The 15540-nt window shown below is 70.9% G+C and carries 16 protein-coding genes; 5 read left to right on the top strand and 11 right to left on the bottom strand.

Going from position 1 to position 15540, the window contains the following annotated elements; translation table 11 throughout:
- The 10 genes from BM127_RS00005 to BM127_RS00050 form a co-directional block, all read right to left on the bottom strand.
- Positions 1 to 374, bottom strand: a 374-nt coding sequence (locus BM127_RS00005) for an ATP-binding cassette domain-containing protein (protein WP_139227518.1), incomplete at its 3' end; no start/stop codon positions are given.
- The gene (locus tag BM127_RS00010) at positions 371 to 1627 is read right to left on the bottom strand and encodes an ROK family transcriptional regulator (protein WP_091192807.1); all 1257 of its coding nucleotides are present in this window, start codon (positions 1625 to 1627) and stop codon (positions 371 to 373) included. The genes BM127_RS00005 and BM127_RS00010, both read right to left, overlap by 4 nt.
- A gap of 226 nt (positions 1628 to 1853) precedes the next feature.
- On the bottom strand, positions 1854 to 3029 hold the full coding sequence (locus BM127_RS00015) for an ROK family transcriptional regulator (protein ID WP_091192809.1): 1176 nt from the start codon (positions 3027 to 3029) through the stop codon (positions 1854 to 1856).
- Positions 3030 to 3040: 11 nt separating this feature from the next.
- Entirely contained in the window at positions 3041 to 4117 is a 1077-nt protein-coding gene (locus tag BM127_RS00020) for an ABC transporter ATP-binding protein (RefSeq protein ID WP_091192810.1), read from the bottom strand.
- Positions 4117 to 5184 carry an ABC transporter ATP-binding protein gene (locus BM127_RS00025; RefSeq protein ID WP_091192813.1) on the bottom strand — a complete coding sequence of 356 codons (1068 nt, stop codon included), beginning with the start codon at positions 5182 to 5184 and terminating at the stop codon, positions 4117 to 4119. Before BM127_RS00025 ends, BM127_RS00020 begins: the two co-directional genes overlap by 1 nt.
- On the bottom strand, positions 5184 to 6092 hold the full coding sequence (locus tag BM127_RS00030) for a carbohydrate ABC transporter permease (RefSeq protein WP_091192815.1): 909 nt from the start codon (positions 6090 to 6092) through the stop codon (positions 5184 to 5186). Before BM127_RS00030 ends, BM127_RS00025 begins: the two co-directional genes overlap by 1 nt.
- Positions 6092 to 7030, bottom strand: a complete 939-nt coding sequence (locus BM127_RS00035; RefSeq protein ID WP_091192816.1) for a carbohydrate ABC transporter permease — start codon at positions 7028 to 7030, stop codon at positions 6092 to 6094. The genes BM127_RS00030 and BM127_RS00035 overlap by 1 nt, the downstream gene beginning before the upstream one ends.
- 8 nt (positions 7031 to 7038) lie before the next feature.
- The gene (locus BM127_RS00040) at positions 7039 to 8466 is read right to left on the bottom strand and encodes an extracellular solute-binding protein (protein WP_091192818.1); all 1428 of its coding nucleotides are present in this window, start codon (positions 8464 to 8466) and stop codon (positions 7039 to 7041) included.
- A gap of 107 nt (positions 8467 to 8573) precedes the next feature.
- Positions 8574 to 10049: an NAD-dependent succinate-semialdehyde dehydrogenase gene (locus BM127_RS00045; protein ID WP_091192820.1), complete on the bottom strand. Its 1476-nt coding sequence runs from the start codon at positions 10047 to 10049 to the stop codon at positions 8574 to 8576.
- Positions 10046 to 11317: an iron-containing alcohol dehydrogenase gene (locus BM127_RS00050; RefSeq protein ID WP_091192823.1), complete on the bottom strand. Its 1272-nt coding sequence runs from the start codon at positions 11315 to 11317 to the stop codon at positions 10046 to 10048. Before BM127_RS00050 ends, BM127_RS00045 begins: the two co-directional genes overlap by 4 nt.
- 154 nt (positions 11318 to 11471) lie before the next feature.
- On the opposite strand from BM127_RS00050, the gene BM127_RS00055 reads away from it, so the two are divergent.
- From BM127_RS00055 to BM127_RS00075, 5 genes are all read left to right on the top strand, one after another.
- Positions 11472 to 12215, top strand: a complete 744-nt coding sequence (locus BM127_RS00055) for a GntR family transcriptional regulator (protein ID WP_198554447.1) — start codon at positions 11472 to 11474, stop codon at positions 12213 to 12215.
- 111 nt (positions 12216 to 12326) lie between these two features.
- Entirely contained in the window at positions 12327 to 12896 is a 570-nt protein-coding gene (locus BM127_RS00060) for a DJ-1/PfpI family protein (protein ID WP_091192829.1), read from the top strand.
- On the top strand, positions 12893 to 13657 hold the full coding sequence (locus BM127_RS00065) for an alpha/beta fold hydrolase (RefSeq protein ID WP_091192831.1): 765 nt from the start codon (positions 12893 to 12895) through the stop codon (positions 13655 to 13657). Before BM127_RS00060 ends, BM127_RS00065 begins: the two co-directional genes overlap by 4 nt.
- Before the next feature lie 85 nt (positions 13658 to 13742).
- Entirely contained in the window at positions 13743 to 14087 is a 345-nt protein-coding gene (locus BM127_RS00070; protein ID WP_091192833.1) for a YciI family protein, read from the top strand.
- 7 nt (positions 14088 to 14094) lie between these two features.
- Positions 14095 to 15318, top strand: coding sequence for an RNA polymerase sigma factor (locus tag BM127_RS00075; protein ID WP_091192836.1), 1224 nt, complete (start codon positions 14095 to 14097; stop codon positions 15316 to 15318).
- Between the two features lie 70 nt (positions 15319 to 15388).
- Here the strand turns inward: BM127_RS00075 and BM127_RS22040 are convergent, their stop codons facing one another.
- A complete protein-coding gene (locus tag BM127_RS22040) occupies positions 15389 to 15535 on the bottom strand; it encodes a GPGG-motif small membrane protein (protein WP_175507287.1) in 147 nt (48 codons plus the stop codon).
- Positions 15536 to 15540 lie beyond the last annotated feature (5 nt).

Raw genomic sequence — 15540 nt, forward strand, 5'->3', positions numbered from 1 at the left:
GCCGTCGCGCGGTTCGTCTGGCCCCGCTGGCTCATCCCCGCTGAGGAGAGCTCGTGCCCGAGGAAGACGTTCTCCGCGACGGAGAGGCCGGGGACCAGGTCGAGCTCCTGGTAGATCGTGGAGATACCGAGGTCCATCGCCGCCTGCGGAGTGGCCAGGGCGACCGGCTCTCCCTGCCAGAGGATCTCGCCCTCATCAGGCTGGTAGCTCGCCGACAGCACCTTGATCAACGTCGACTTCCCCGCACCGTTCTGCCCCAGCAGGCAGTGCACCTCACCGGGACGCACATCGAGGTCGACCCCGCCGAGCGCCAGCACGCCGGGGAACCTCTTCACGACGCCGGTCATCCGCAACAGCGGTTCGGGGGTGCTCATACGACGGCTCCTGCGACAGCGGCCCGACGAGGGACTTGGGTGGGATCGGCGAAGACGGACTCGAGGGAGGCGGTGGCACCGCCGCGGACGGCGGCGCTGAAGCCCAGGGTCGACAGCTCGACCCGGGTGCCGCCCGAGTCGGGGGCAAGGACGCCGGCGCGGAGCTCGCGCTCGACGGCGGAGCGCATGTGGTGCCCGACGGCGGCGTAGTAGCCGGTCAGCACGATGGCCGCCGGATTGAGGGCGTTGGCGAGGATGGCTGCGCCGATCCCGACCCACACGCCGACGTCCTCGAGCGCCTGCAGCGTGCGTGCGTCGCTCAGGTGCGCGCGGCGGTTGATCTCGGCCAGGCGGTCGTCGAGCGCCATCGCCGGGTTGCGGATCGGGTCGTCGGGGTCGGCGGCCATCTCGAGCAGGGCGCGCAGGCCGCTCACGGTCTCCCAGCATCCCTGGCGTCCGCACCCGCACTGCCGCCCGCCGGGCTCGACGATCATGTGGCCGAACTCGCCGGCGTAGCCGTGACTCCCGCGCAGCAGCCGGCCACCACTCACGATGCCACCGCCGACGCCGATCTCGCCGTGCAGCACCAGGATGTCCTGGCGGCCGGGGTCACCGGGGCTCACCTCGGCGGCCGCCGCGAGGTTGCCCTCGTTGTCGACGACGACGGGGAAGGTCCCGCCGAGGTCGCTGCGCAGGATTGTCCCGACCGGTACGTCGTACCACCCGAGGTTGGGCCCGTGGGTCAGCACGTCCCTCGTCTGGTCGTAGAGCCCCGCGACACCGACGGTGAGGCCGACGGTCGAGGCACCGCGCTCGTCGAGGCAGGCCACGGTCTCGCGGACCAGGTCGGCCAGGTGGCCGAGGACCAGCGCGGCGTCGAGGGAGCGGGCGTCGAGAGCGAGCTTGCGCTCCTCCACGACGTCCCCCCGAAGGTCGAGCGCCATCGTCGACACGTGGTTGACGTTGATCTCGGCCCCGATGCCGCACACGCTGCGGCCGTCGAGCTCGACGGCGGTGCTGGGGCGGCCGACAGCGTTCTGCACGAGCGGGCCGTCGGTGAGGAGGCGGCGCTCGATCAGCTCGGAGACGAGCGTCGAGACCGTCGAGCGGGTCATGCCCAGGTCGGCGGCGAGGGTCGCCCGCGACCGAGGTCCGTGGTCGCGCAGGTGGCGGAGGGCGAGGCCGAGGTTCGACCGACGCACGTCGGGGTGGGTGACGCCCTGGTCCGACAGTGTCTGCGTCAGGTTCGTCATGCTCGCTCCTCTCCGCGCTCGGTGCTGCCGGGGGTGGTGGGCGGGCGGGGGGAGGACCGGACCGTTGGCGGCAGGGGCCGACGAATCAGATCAGATCGTAAAAGCCCCGTGGCGCGGTGTGATCGGCGTCACTCTTTGTTGGGGCAACGCCCAAACTAAGGCAGCGCAACCGGAGTCACAAGACGTGATCCGGCATTTCCGATTGGAAATCGTCAGTTGTGACCGTTCAACGCGGACTTCTGACCATCGCCATCGGAAGTTCTCCGCCTGAGGTGGAGAAATCCTGTCCGATCCATGCCGTCATGGCCGCCGAGGCGCTGCCGATGAGGTCGGCGCGGCCGTCCGGGTCGCTCAGGGTGATCTCGAGCCCCTCGGCCAGCGCGTGCGGCGCGACGCGGTAGACGGTGGCCCGCAGGTCGCCCAGGAAGAGCGAGCCCATCGCCGCCACCGGGCCTCCGACGACGACACGTCGGGGGTTGGACTGGGCGACCATGCCTGCGACCACCCGTCCCAGTCGCTGGCCCAGGTCGCGGCCCACCTGGCCGACGACGGGGTCGCCGGCGCGGCCCGCGGTGACCAGGTCACGGAGGTCGAGGGCACCGGCGTGGTCCAGCACCGCTGCGAGCGCGGGCGAGCGCCCCCGTCCCACGAGGCTGGTGGCCTGCGTGACGAGTGCGCTCGCGCTGATGAAGGAGTCCAGGCAACCGGTGAGTCCGCAGCCGCACGCAGGCCCGAACTCCTCCACCCGCAGGTGACCGATCTCCCCGGACCGGCCGTTGGCTCCGAGCCCGAGGTGTCCCCCCACGACGGCGGCCGTGGTGACACTGCCGCCCAGCCGGACGGCCACGAAGTCATCGACACCGGTGGTGCCGCCTGACCGCATCTCCCCCAGCGCCATGGCACGCACGGACGGGAGCACCGCGACAGGCGCGCCGGGACAGGCCTCCGCCAGTCGCTCGGCGAGGGTCACCTCCAGGTCGGTCCCACGGTCGGCGACAGCGATCCCGACAGCGGACGGCGCCTCCGGCCCGAGGAGCCGACGGGCCGCGCGGCGCACCGTGTCCGCGAGCCACTCGGCGTCCGGGTCGCGGTCCTGGAGGTCGATGCTCACCCCGGCCGAGATGGTCAGGTGACCGTCGAGGACGGCAACGCGTGCCGTGTCCTCGCCCAGGGAGACGACGAGGAGACGCCGTCCGCCGGCGATGCGGACGGTGACCGACCGACGGCCTCCTGAGCTCGCCGCGACGGGTCCGTCCTCGACGTGACCGGCAGCAGCCATGCAGCGCAGCGACGCCGTGAGCGTCGTGCGCGGCACGCCCAACGCGGTGGCGAGCTGGTTCTTGGTCTGTGGCCCTCCGTCACGCAGGACCCTCAGCAGCTCACCCTCCAGTCCACTCCTCATCGCCGGTCCGGCTAGCGGCCGACCTCGGACAGGGTCAGTCCGGTGTCGGCGTCGAAGAGGTGGGCGCGGTCCAGGTCCACGGCGACCGACATCCGCTCCCCCGGCGTACCGGTGACGGCGGGACGTGCCTTGACCTTCAGCATCTCCGTGCCGACCTTGACGTCGACGACGGTGCGGTCACCGAGCGGCTCGAGCCCGTAGAGCTCTCCCGACAGCGACGCGTCGCTGCGCTTCTCGACCGACAGGTCCTCGGCACGCAGGCCGAGGAGGAGGGGACGACCGTCCTGCGCGTTGGTCCAGCGCGGGCGCGGGAGCGTCCAGCCCTGCTCCCCCACCAGCTGGTCTCCCTCGGCGTGGCAGGCGAGCAGGCTGATCCGGGGGCTCCCGACGAACCCGGCGACCCACTGGTTGGCGGGTCGCTCGTAGACCTCGGTCGGCGTGCCGACCTGCTGGACCTTGCCCTCCCTCAGCACCGCGACCTGGTCGGCCATGGACAGCGCCTCGACCTGGTCGTTGGTCACGTAGACGAAGGTGCCACCGAGGGTCCGGTGGATGCGGGTGAGCTCCGTGCGCATCTCGACGCGCAGCTTGAGGTCGAGGTTGGTGAGCGGTTCGTCCATCAGGAAGGCGCGCGGACGGCGTACCAACGCTCGAGCCAGGGCGACACGCTGCTGCTCGCCACCCGACATCTGGGCCGGGCGCCGCTGGAGCAGCCGCTCGATGTGGAGCAGCGCCGACACCTGGTCGACGGCCTCCTTGATCTCGCCCGAGGAGGCGCGACGCGCACGCAGGGGCGACGCGATGTTCTCGTACGCAGTGCGCCGCGGATAGAGGGCGTAGCTCTGGAACACCATGGCCAGGTCACGTGCCGCCGGGGTGTCGCGCGTCGCGTCACGGCCGTCGAGGTGGACCGTTCCACCGTCGAGCTTCTCGAGTCCGGCGAGCGCCCGGAGGGTGGTGGTCTTGCCGGCACCGGAGGGCCCCAGGACCACGAAGAACGAGCCGTCCGGGACGTCCAGCGTGACCCCGTCCAGGGCCTGCACCTCACCGAAGGACTTGCGCAGCTCGTGCGCTGCCACGGTTCCCATCAGGCCACCAGCTCTTCCGTGTTCACGTCGTAGACCGGCGGGGTCCCGCCGGCATGGCGGAGCCCGACCGGGGCGTCCGCGGCGAAGCGGACGGTCGGTGGCATCCGGACCCGTACGTCGCGCTCACCGCCGTTGTCGAGGACGTAGATGATCTCGTCGCCGAGCACCTCCGCCGAGATCACGCGGGCCGGGACCGAGCCCTCGGCGCCGGGCACGGTGACCTCGAGCGCCTCGGGCCGTACACCGGCGACCAGCGTGCGGTCGCGCGGCAGGCCTGCCGGTGGGGTGAGCCGGAGGCCGCCGGGGCCGCGCAGCGACCCGTCGTCCACCTCCACCTCGATGAGGTTCATCGGCGGCGAGCCGATGAAGGCGGCGCAGAAGAGGCTCGCGGGCCGGTCGTAGACCTCCAGCGGCGTGCCGACCTGCTCCACACGGCCCTTGTTGAGGATCGCGATCCGGTGGCCGAGCGACATCGCCTCGACCTGGTCGTGCGTGACGTAGACCATCGTCGTGCCCAGCTGGGCCTGCAGGTGCTTGATCTCGGTCCGCATGTCGGCGCGCAGCTCTGCGTCGAGGTTGGTGAGCGGCTCGTCCATGAGGAACGCCCGCGGACGTCGTACGAGTGCGCGGGCCAGAGCGACGCGTTGCTGCTCGCCCCCGGACAACCGCTGGGGTCGCCTGTCCAGCAGGGCGTCGAGCCGCATCATGCGGGACGCCTCGGCGACCCGCTCGCGGACCTCGGACTCGGGCAGCCCCTCGGCCCGCAACGGGAAGGCGAGGTTGTCGCGCGTCTTCAGGTGGGGGTACAGGGCGTAGAACTGGAACACCATGGCGATGTCGCGCTCGGCCGGCGGCAGGTCGTTGACCAGCGTGCTGCCGATGCGGATGTCGCCGGACGTCTGTCGCTCCAGGCCGGCCATCGCTCGCAGGGTGGTGGTCTTGCCACAGCCGGACGGACCGAGCATCACGAAGAGCTCGCCGTCGCCGATCGACAGGTCGACGTGCTCCACCGCGACCGTCCCGTCGGGGTAGCGCTTGTGCAGGGAGGTGACCTCGATGCCCGCCATCAGCGACGCACCGCCCCGAGGGTGACTCCGGCGACGAGGTGCTTGCGCACCAGGAAGGCGAACACGAGCACGGGGATCGCGAACACGACCGCGGACGCGGCCACGAGGCCCCAGTCCACCGTCGTGCCGCCGATGAGGCCGGCGATGGCAGGAGGTGCCGTACGGACCTCCTGGCTGGAGGTGAGGAAGATGGCGAACACGAACTCGTTCCAGGAGAAGATGAGGGCGAAGACCGCCGTTGCGGCGATACCGGGCACGAGCAGCGGCAGGGTGAACTTCCAGAACGCCTGCAGGCGGGTGTAGCCGTCGAGCATGGCGGCGTCCTCGTACTCCGACGGCACCTCGTCGACGAAGCCCTTCATCATCCAGATGGTGAAGGGGACGTTGAAGGCGGCGTAGATGAGGATCAGACCGAGCTTGCTGTCGATGAGCCCGAGCTCGCGGTACATCAGGAAGATCGGGATGACGACCACCACGGGCGGCATGAAGCGCGTGGACAGGATGAAGAACAGCTGGTCCTTCTTGGCCTTGAGGGTGAAGCGCGAGTACGCCCACGCCGCCGGGACCCCCAGCACGGTGGCCAGCACGGTCGACGCGCCGGCCACGATGACGGAGTTGAGGAACGAGACGGACAGGTCGGACCGGCCGCCGTCGGGACTGACGAACACGTCCTTGAAGTGGTCGAGGGTGAAGTCGAAGTTGAAGAACTTCGCCGGCACGGCGTAGACGTCGCGGTTCTCCTTGATGGACGTCTCCAGCATCCACAGCACCGGGAAGAGCATCGCCGCGGCCAGGGCCACGAGCAGCACGACCTCGACCACCCTCCGCGCCCTGCCGCCACGGCGGCGCGCCCGCGGCGCCGCGTGCGGGGCCGGGCCGGGCACGGCCTCGTCGATGGTGATGGCCATCAGCCCTCCTTGAGCTTGTTGAGGTAGCGCAGGTAGAACTGCGCCAGGACGATGACCACCAGGACCATGAGGATCCCGTACGCGGACGCGGTGCCGGTGTTGAACCCGAGGAACGCGACCTTGTAGACGTGGAAGGACAAGGTCTCCGTGGAGACGCCTGGCCCGCCGCTGGTCAGGATGTAGACGAGGTCGAAGAGCCGGAAGGCCTCGATGGCGCGGAACATGACCGCGATGAGCAGGAGCGGCCAGACCATGGGCAGGGTGATGTGCCGGAACCGGAACCACTCCGAGGCGCGGTCGATGGACGCGGCCTCGTAGAGGTAGGACGGGACGGCCGTGAGCCCGGCGAGTGCGATGAGCATGATGAACGGCGTCCACTGCCAGGTGTCGACCACGATGAGGGAGAACAGCGCGGTCCGCTGCCGGGTGAGCCATTCCACCTGCCCGAAGCCGAGCGACCCGAGCATCGAGTTGATCACGCCGAACTGCGCGTCGAGCATGAACTTCCAGAACAGGCCGACCACCACGGGCGAGAGCATCATCGGCACCAGGAACAGGGTCGTCAGCGCACCCCGACCGCGCGTGCGCCGCGAGATCAGGTAGGCGATCGAGAAGCCGAGCACGGTCTGGAGCAGCACCGCCCCGACCACGTAGACCAACGTCGTCAACGCACGCGTGTGCACCTCGGACGAGGTCAGGATGGTGATGTAGTTGTCGAAGCCGACGAAGTTGGCTCCGGTCGCGCGTGTGGCCGAGTAGTCGGTGAAGGAGAGGTAGAGCGCCCACAGCAGTGGGAACACCGACATCCCGAGCAGCAGCAACAACGCCGGGGAGATGAACGCCACGGCCAGGCCGCGGTCGCTGAGACGGGGGGAACCCCCCGGTGCAGGAGGCGTCGGGGACGCCTCCTGCACCGGGCGGTCGGTCGTGGTCGTCATCGGTCAGGTCACAGCCCGCCGCCGCCGCCGTCGAGCACGCCCTGCTGCTGCTCGGCGATGTCGTTCAGCGCGTCCTCAGGACTCTTGGCCCCGTTGAGCGCGGCGTTGACGTTGGTGTTCTCGATGTCGATGAGCTGGGCGTACTCCGGGACGTTCCACATGTCACGCATCCGGGAGACCGAGTCGGCGTAGACCTGGTTGAACGGCCCCGCCTCGAGGAACTCCGGCGACTGGATGGCGTCGGTGCGTGCCGGCACGCCACCGGCGGCGGCCCACTTCTTCTGGATGTCCTCCTGCTCGAACCACTTCATGAAGTTGAGTGCCTCGGCCTGACGATCGTCGGGAGCGTACGCGGAGATGTGCATGCCCATGCCACCGAGCGGTACGAAGTCCGTGTCCTGCGACGGGAGGGTGGCGAAGCCCAGCTTGTCGAGGATCTCGTCCTCGGTCGTGCCGAGCGTCGACTGCGCCGGGTCGACCAGGCCGCCGGCGGCAGCGATCCACTGGAACGCGATGCAGGCCTTGCCCTGGGCGACGGCGGCGTTGACCTCGTCGATGAACCAGTTGCCCGAGCCCTTGGCGGTGAGCGGCTTCATCTCGTTGACCAGGACGTCCATGGCCTTCTGGCCGGCCTCGTCGTTGATGACGCCCTCGATCTTCTTGTCAGCCGACTCCCACAGGTTCCCGCCGTAGACGCCGTTGACCGTGTTGTAGGTGACGGCCGCGGCGTCGGAGCCGTTGGCCTGGTGGAAGGCCAGGCCGCTGACGCCCGGGTTCTCGTCCTGGCACTTCTGGGCGGCGGCGATCATCTCGTCCCAGGTCTCCGGCGGCTCGTCGCCGATGAGGTCCTTGCGGTAGATCATCGTCCAGGTGTCGCCGAGCAGCGGGAGGCCGTAGAGGCTGGCGTCCTCGTCGCGCTGGCCGGTCTCGGCCTGCGGGTACTGGCCGTAGGCGGCCAGCAGGTAGGGGTCGTAGGCGTCGACGTCGATGTTCTCCTCGACGAAGTCGGTGAGGTCGAGGATGTTGCCGTTGGTGACGGCCTCGCCGATGTGCTGGGAGTCCAGGATCGCGATGTCGAAGTCGGTCTGCTGGGCAGCGAACTGGGTGAACATCGCGTCGTGCCAGTTGGCGTTCGGCACGGTGTTGACCTCGATGGTGACGTTCGGCCGCTCCTTGGTGTACTCCGCGTTCGCGAAGTCCTCCAGGGCCTGGGCCGGGGGCCACTCGAACCAGACGAAGCTGAGCGTCTGCGGTTCGTCGCTGAGCTCGGGGATGGTCGCCGGTGCCTTGGTGCCGCCAGCCTCACTGCCGCCGTCACCGTCGTCGCCCCCGCCGCCACAGGCCGCGAGGACCGTGGCCATCACGATGGCCGCTGTGGCCAGCCGGACCGGCCGGCCGGGGAGGGACCTTCGTCCCGCTCGCTGTGCGTACCGCATCTGTCTTCCTGCTTCCTGCATCGGGGCTGTTGCCTGGGGGTGGTGGTCCGAGAAGCTGTCCGAGCTGTGGTTCCGAGCTGTCGTTCCGAGCTGTGGGGTCGCCGCCGTCACCAGGACGTCGCGACGTACTGGGCTTCGAGGAACTCGAGGAGTCCCTCCGTGCTGCCTTCGCGGCCGAGGCCGCTCTGCTTGGTGCCACCGAACGGGGCGGCGGGGTCCGAGACCAGTCCGCGGTTGAGGCCGACCATTCCGCTCTCGATGCCCTCCGCCAGACGCAGACCGCGCGCGAGGTCAGCGGTGTAGAGGTAGCTGACGAGACCGAACTCCGTGTCGTTCACCAGCGCGAGCAGGTCCTCCTCGCGCTCGAAGCCGACCACGGGGGCCACCGGTCCGAAGACCTCCTCGTGCAGGATCCGCGCGTCCAGGGGGACGTCGACCAGCACGGTCGGCGGGTAGAAGTGGCCGGGCCCGTCGGCCGGACTGCCACCGACGACGGCCCGGGCGCCGCGCTCGATCGCGTCCCGCACCAGTCCGTCCACCTTGCGGACCGCTTCGGCGTTGATGAGGGGGCCGCACTGCGAGTCCTCGTCGGGACCGGGACCGACCTTCACCGCGGCCATGCGCGCCACGAGCCCGTCGACGAACGCGTCGTGCACGTCGGCGTGCACGAAGAACCGGTTGGCGGCGGTGCACGCCTGCCCCCCGTTGCGCATCTTGGCGATCATCGCACCCTCGAGCGCTGCCTCGAGGTCGGCATCGGCGAGGACGACGAACGGGGCGTTGCCACCGAGCTCCATGGCGCACTTGAGGACGTTGTCCGCAGCGGTGCGCAGGAGCAGGCGGCCGACCTCGGTGGAACCGGTGAACGAGAGCATGCGCGTACGACGGTCGGCGAGCATCGTGCCCACGACCGGACCGGGGGTGGAGGTGGTGACCACGTTGAGCACGCCCGCAGGCAGGCCGGCCTCCTCGAGGATCGCCGCCACTGCCAGCGCCGTGAGCGGCGTCTCGGCTGCCGGCTTGAGGACCGTCGTGCACCCCGCGGCGAGGGCTGGGGCGATCTTGCGGGTGGCCATCGCGGCCGGGAAGTTCCAGGGCGTGATGAGCACGCTGACCCCCACGGGCTGGTAGCTGACCAGCAGGCGGTTGGCACCGCTCGGCGACATGCCCACCTGACCCCGCAGCCGGACGCCCTCCTCCGCGTACCAGCGGAAGAACTCGGCGGCGTAGGTCACCTCCGAGCGCGCGTCTGCCAGCGACTTGCCGTTCTCCAGGCTGATGAGGAGGGCGAGCTCCTCGCGCCTGTCGTGCATGAGCGCGAACGCCCTCATCAGCAGGTCGGCGCGGATGCGCGGGGCGGTCGCCGCCCAGTCCGGGGCTGCGGCGGCCGCCGCATCGACGGCCGCCGCTGCATCGCTGGAGTCGGCATCTGCGACCGTGGCGAGCACCGTGCCAGTGGCCGGGTCGGAGACCTCCAGTCGACGTCCGGTGCCCGCGGGGCGCCAGGCGCCTCCCACGAGCAGCTCGGTGGGCACCGACATCGCCTCGACGATCGGGTGCAGGGCTGCGTCCAGGACGGTCATCGGGCATCTCCGGTCACGGCCAGGGCGGGGGTGGACCCGGTCCCGACGTCGCGCAGGGCGGCGCGGTCACCGGAGTGGGCGGCACGGACGATGTGCTCGAGGGCGTCCACGTCGAGCGGTCGCGGGTTGTTGGCGACCAGACGCTCGGCCCCCATCGCCTGCTCGGCCGTCCACCGCAGGCGGTCCTGCGGGAGGCCCAGCTCGGCGAGAGTGGACGGGACACCGACCGACGCCAGCAGCGTGGCGACACGGTCGATCGCCTGGTCGGCGAGGTCCTCGGGAGAGGCGTCCGCGGACGCGCCCATCGCCAACGCGATCACTGCCAGCTCCGGGATCCGGGCGGGGCGGTTGAACTCCATGACGTAGGGCAGGAGAGCCCCGACCCCGATGCCGTGCGGGGTGTGGGTGAGGGCTCCGACGGGGTACTGGATCGCGTGCGCCGCAGCGGTCCCGGCAGTTCCGAGGGCGAATCCCCCCGCGGTGGCGCCCAGCATCATCGCCTCCCGGGCTCCCACGTCGTCCGGGGACGACCACGCGCGGTGCAGGCTGCCCGCGATCAACCGGACCCCGAGGAGGGCGAAGGTGTCGGTCAGCTCGTTCTTGCCGACGAACACGCGCTCGGTGGCGAGCTCGGCCGACACCGGTCGGCGCACTGCGGTGAAGGCCTCGATGACGTGCGACAGCGCGTCCGCCCCGGCGCTCGCCGTGAGCCCGGGCGGGCAGCCGAGGGTGAGCTCCGGGTCGCAGATCGCGGCGTGCGGGATGAGGTAGGGGCTCGAGATGCCGACCTTGCTCACCCGCGAGGGATCCGTCAGCACGGCCACGGGGGTGACCTCGGACCCGGTGCCCGCGGTGGTCGGGAGCGCGACGACCGGCAGCACCGGTCCCGGCACCCGGAACTCGCCGTAGTAGTCCGAGGGCTGGCCACCGTGGGTGAGCAGCACGGCGACCGCCTTGGCGAGGTCGAGGCAGCTGCCACCGCCCATGCCGATGACGACCTCGGGAGCCATGCGGGCCGCGAGCTCGGCGCACTCGCTCACCTGGTGCACGGGGACATCGGGCAGCACCTCGGCGTAGGTCGTGACGTGGACCCCCGCCTCCTCGAGCAGGCGGACCAGGCCGGCGAACTCGGCCGTCGCCCCGAAACGGGCATCGGTGCAGATCAGTGCCCGCGAGCCGAGGGCGGCCGTGACGGCCCCGAGCGCGTGCCGCTGTCCGGCCCCGAACAGGACCTGTTGCGGTCCGCGTAGGACGCCGAGCATGCTCATGGGAGCTCCGGGGGTAGACGGGGGTGACAGGATCTGCCCGACGGTGCTCTCACTGACGGATCATTTCCTATACGATCGGAATGGCGAGAGCATGGGGCAGCGGACCAGCTGCTGTCAACAGGTGTGCAGCATGTCGGAGAAAGGACCTCCCCACGTGGACGGCGAAGTGACGATCGAGCAGCACCATCGCGGACCGCGCGGAGAGGACGGCGCCCCGCTCGTCCACCGACCCAGCGGGAGGCTGGCCGACGAGGTGTACGACACCCTCCTCGGGCAGCTGATGTCGCTGCGCATCGTCCCGGACTCACGCGTGACCATCGATGCACTGTCCCGCGAGCTCGGGGTGTCGCAGACACCGATCCGCGACGCGCTCAACCGGATGGAGGCCGACGGGCTCGTCGTACGGGTGCCCAATGCCGGCTACCGGATCCCCCCTCAGATCACCCGCCACCGCTTCGAGGACATGGTGGAGCTCCGCCTGCTCCTGGAGCCCGCCGCAGCACGGCACGCCGCGGAGCGTGCCACGTCCGAGCAGGTCGACGGCCTGCGCCGGATGCTGGAGGACATGGCCGACCTCGCAGAGGGCGACGGCCACCTGGCCTACGGCGCCTTCGGGCTGCGCGACGCAGCGTTCCACGACCTCGTGGCCGCGAGCGCGGGCAACCCGATCGTGCGCGAGGCACTGGCCCGCCTGCACACGCACGTGCACCTGTTCCGCCTCGTCTACGACACCGAGGTGACGTTCCTGGCGATGGGCGAGCACGACGAGGTGCTGGCCGGGATCGCCGCGCGCGACGCCGACGCCGCCGCCTATGCCATGCGCCGGCACATCCTGCTGTCCCGCGACCGGTTCCGCCGCCTGTTCGACGCGGCCGAGCGGGAGCAGGTCTCTCCCTGAGGTCTTGACGCGTGACCCGCGTCACGCCATTCTTGGGCCGATCCCGTGAAATCCGATCGGATCGGATCCGATCTCTCCATCCCATCCCCCGCAAGTGCAAGGAGACCGCAGGTGCCCAGAGCGCTGCTCCTGACCGGCGACGCCGCCGAGGAGCTCGACACCATGTATCCCTACTACCGCGTCCAGGAGGGTGGGTGGGACGTCGACGTGTCGTCGCGCACCATGCGCGACGTGCAGCTGGTGATCCACGAGTTCGACCCCAACTCCGACGCCTACGTCGAGAAGAACGGTCGCAAGCTGCCGGTCGACGTGCCGTGGGCCGATGTCGACGTCGAGCTCTACGACGCGCTCATCATCCCCGGCGGCCGCGCCCCGGAATGGATCCGGGTCGACGCCGACGTCCGACGGATCACCGAGCACTTCTTCGCCCGCGACCTCCCGATCGCCCTGGTCTGCCACGGGGCGCAGGTGCCGGCGGTCTACGGACTGCTGAAGGGACGCAAGACAGCATGCTTCCCGCCCATCACGGGCGACATGGAGAACGCCGGGGCGACCGTCATCGACGCGCCCGACGTGGTCGACGGCAACCTCGTCTCCTGCCGGGGATGGCCTGACATGCCGCAGTTCGGCCGCGCGATGATGAAGCTCTTCTCGGAGTCTGTCGGTTCCGACCCGGCATGAGCACTCCGGTCGTGCTGTTCCTCCACGGCTCCGGCCCCGGCACGACCGGGGCCGGGGCGTGGGGAGCGACGATCGAGGGCCTCGGCCCGGACTGGCACGCGGTCGCCCCCGACCAGGCGGGCTTCGGCCACTCGCCGCTCCCGCCCGGCTCGCGGGGCGGGCTGCAGCTGTGGGTCGACGAGGCTGCCGCGCTGATGGACTCGCTCGGGGTCTCGTCGTACGCCGTCGTGGGTCACTCGATGGGCGGCGCCGTCGCCCTGGCGCTGGCTGCCGCCCGTCCCCAGCAGGTCGCCCGCGTGGTCGCGGTGGGGACCATGGGCGCACCGGGTGCACCGCTCTCCCCGGACCTCGACGCGCTCTGGGCCGCTCCGCCCGGCCCCGACGGAGCGCGCGACATGCTGGGCCGGCTGTTCCACGACCAGTCGCTCGTGACCGAGGCGGCGGTGCAGGCACGAGCAGCGGCGATGGAGGCCGGCGCGGCCTCGTTCGCCGACATGTTTCCCGCGCCCCGGCAACGGTGGTCCGACGACCTCACCCTGTCGGCGCAGACCCTGGCCGCCGTACGGGCACCGGTGCTCCTCGTCCACGGCGCGCAGGACCGGGTGACCCCGGTCCAGACCTCTTCGCTGCCCCTGATGGACCACCTCGGCGACGTCGACCTCCACGTGCTGGGCCGCTGCGGTCACGCCCCCGCTGTCGAGCGTCCGCGCGCGTTCCAGCACCTCCTGTCCGGCTTCCTGAGGGACCAGCCGGGCATCTGACCGAGCCGGATGTCCTGACGGGCGTCGTCAGCTTCGTGATCATGGTGAGGACGGCACCGGGTCGTCCCAGCCACGAGGAGCCGACATGTCCCTGTACGCCGCGATCACCTACACCCACGACGTCGACTGGACCGCCCCGGAGCAGGCGGAGGAGATGGGCGAGTACGCCGCCTTCGGGCAGGCGGCAGCCGCGATCATGCGCGGTGGTGCCGCGCTGTTCCCGACCGCGACGGCCACCACCGTGCGTGCCGAGGGCAAGGGTGGCGAGGTGGTCGTCTCGGACGGCCCCTACGCCGAGACCAAGGAGGTGCTGACCGGCTTCTTCCTGCTCGAGTGCACCGACCTCGACCACGCCATCCAGGTCGCCGCGACCATCCCCGCCGCGTGGAACGGGGCTGTCGAGGTGCGCCCCGTCATCCCGATGGGCTGACGCAGCGGTGCCCGGGTCCGACGCCGAGCTGGCGGAGCTGGTGCGTGAGTCGGGACGCGACGTGCTGGCCACCCTGGTGCGACAGGTGGGAGACCTCGAGCTGGCCCAGGACGCCGTGCAGGACGCCGTGGTCCGCGCCCTCGAGACGTGGGCGCGCGACGGTGTACCTCCCAGTCCCGTCGCCTGGTTGCGCGTCACGGCGCGACGCCGGGCCATCGACCTGCTGCGCCAGGCGCGCAGCCGCGGAGCCAGGGAGGAGCGAGCCGTGGCCGAGGACCCCGAGCTGCGCGGCGGCTGGACCGACGACCTCGACCCGGGTGCCCTGCAGGACGACCTGCTCCGGCTGCTCTTCACCTGCTGCCACCCCAGCCTGGCGCCGGCCGGTCAGGTGGCGCTGGCCCTGCGCACCCTCTGCGGGCTCACCGAGGCGGAGATCGCGCGTGCGCTGCTCAGCACCCCGGACGCCGTCGCGAAGCGGCTGGTCCGGACGCGCCGGAAGATCAAGGTCGCCGGCATCCCCTACGTCGTGCCGCCCGACCACGAGCTGCCCGACCGGTGGGAGGGGGTGCTGACCACGGTGCACCTGGTCTTCAACGAGGGGTACGCCGCGACCTCGGGGAGCGACCTCACCCGGCCGGCCCTGGTGGCGGAGGCAGTGCGACTGGCCCGGTTGCTCGTGGCCCTGCAGCCCGACGACGCCGCTGCGCTCGGCCTGCTGGCCCTGATGCTGCTCCAGGACTCGCGTCACGCCGCCCGGCTCGACGACGACGGACGAGCGGTGCTCCTGGCCGACCAGGACCGGTCGCTCTGGGACACCGCGCTGATCCATGAAGGGGTGGACCTCGTGGGGGCTGCCCTGCGCCGCTCGGGCGACCGGCCGCACCGCTTCGTGGTCCAGGCCGCGCTCGCCGCGTGCCACGCCCTCGCCCCGCGCTGGGAGGACACCGACTGGGCCGCGATCGTGTCGTGGTACGACCTGCTCCTGGTGGTCGACCCGTCGCCCGTGGTGGCCCTCAATCGAGCCGTGGCCATCGGTGAGCTGGCCGGACCAGCACCCGCGCTGGCACTGCTCGACCAGGTGGCGGGACTGGACGGATACGCCTACTGGCACGCGTCCCGCGCGGTCGTGCTGCGGCGCCTGGGACGCGAGGTCGAGGCAGCCGCAGCGGATCGTCGGGCCGCAGCACTTCCGGTCAGCGAACCGGTGCGCCGGATCCTCGACCCCGACTGAGCGGGCGCGACACCGCGAAATGCAAGGAGCCGGCCCCCCGGGGGCCGGCTCGTCGCATGTCTGCTTGTGCCTACTTGGTGAAGAGACTGACTCCACCGGGGCCGACCAGGAGACCGACGATGATGAGGACGACGCCCCACAACATCTGGCCCCGGACCAGCGAGATGATGCCGGACACCACGAGGATGACGGCAAGGATCCACAGCAACAGCGCCATGACAT

The sequence above is a fragment of the Nocardioides alpinus genome (assembly GCF_900112035.1).
Lineage (GTDB): Bacteria > Actinomycetota > Actinomycetes > Propionibacteriales > Nocardioidaceae > Nocardioides > Nocardioides alpinus.

What these genes read in the sequence shown, in the direction of transcription:
- BM127_RS00035 (WP_091192816.1), bottom strand. Translation starts at nt 7,030, where the DNA reads ATGACGACCACGACCGACCGCCCGGTGCAGGAGGCGTCCCCGACGCCT.
- BM127_RS00045 (WP_091192820.1), bottom strand. Translation starts at nt 10,049, where the DNA reads ATGACCGTCCTGGACGCAGCCCTGCACCCGATCGTCGAGGCGATGTCG.
- BM127_RS22040 (WP_175507287.1), bottom strand. Translation starts at nt 15,535, where the DNA reads ATGGCGCTGTTGCTGTGGATCCTTGCCGTCATCCTCGTGGTGTCCGGC.
- BM127_RS00025 (WP_091192813.1), bottom strand. Translation starts at nt 5,184, where the DNA reads ATGGCGGGCATCGAGGTCACCTCCCTGCACAAGCGCTACCCCGACGGG.
- BM127_RS00050 (WP_091192823.1), bottom strand. Translation starts at nt 11,317, where the DNA reads ATGAGCATGCTCGGCGTCCTACGCGGACCGCAACAGGTCCTGTTCGGG.
- BM127_RS00065 (WP_091192831.1), top strand. Translation starts at nt 12,893, where the DNA reads ATGAGCACTCCGGTCGTGCTGTTCCTCCACGGCTCCGGCCCCGGCACG.
- BM127_RS00015 (WP_091192809.1), bottom strand. Translation starts at nt 3,029, where the DNA reads ATGAGGAGTGGACTGGAGGGTGAGCTGCTGAGGGTCCTGCGTGACGGA.
- BM127_RS00020 (WP_091192810.1), bottom strand. Translation starts at nt 4,117, where the DNA reads ATGGGAACCGTGGCAGCGCACGAGCTGCGCAAGTCCTTCGGTGAGGTG.
- BM127_RS00070 (WP_091192833.1), top strand. Translation starts at nt 13,743, where the DNA reads ATGTCCCTGTACGCCGCGATCACCTACACCCACGACGTCGACTGGACC.
- BM127_RS00030 (WP_091192815.1), bottom strand. Translation starts at nt 6,092, where the DNA reads ATGGCCATCACCATCGACGAGGCCGTGCCCGGCCCGGCCCCGCACGCG.
- BM127_RS00010 (WP_091192807.1), bottom strand. Translation starts at nt 1,627, where the DNA reads ATGACGAACCTGACGCAGACACTGTCGGACCAGGGCGTCACCCACCCC.
- BM127_RS00040 (WP_091192818.1), bottom strand. Translation starts at nt 8,466, where the DNA reads ATGCGGTACGCACAGCGAGCGGGACGAAGGTCCCTCCCCGGCCGGCCG.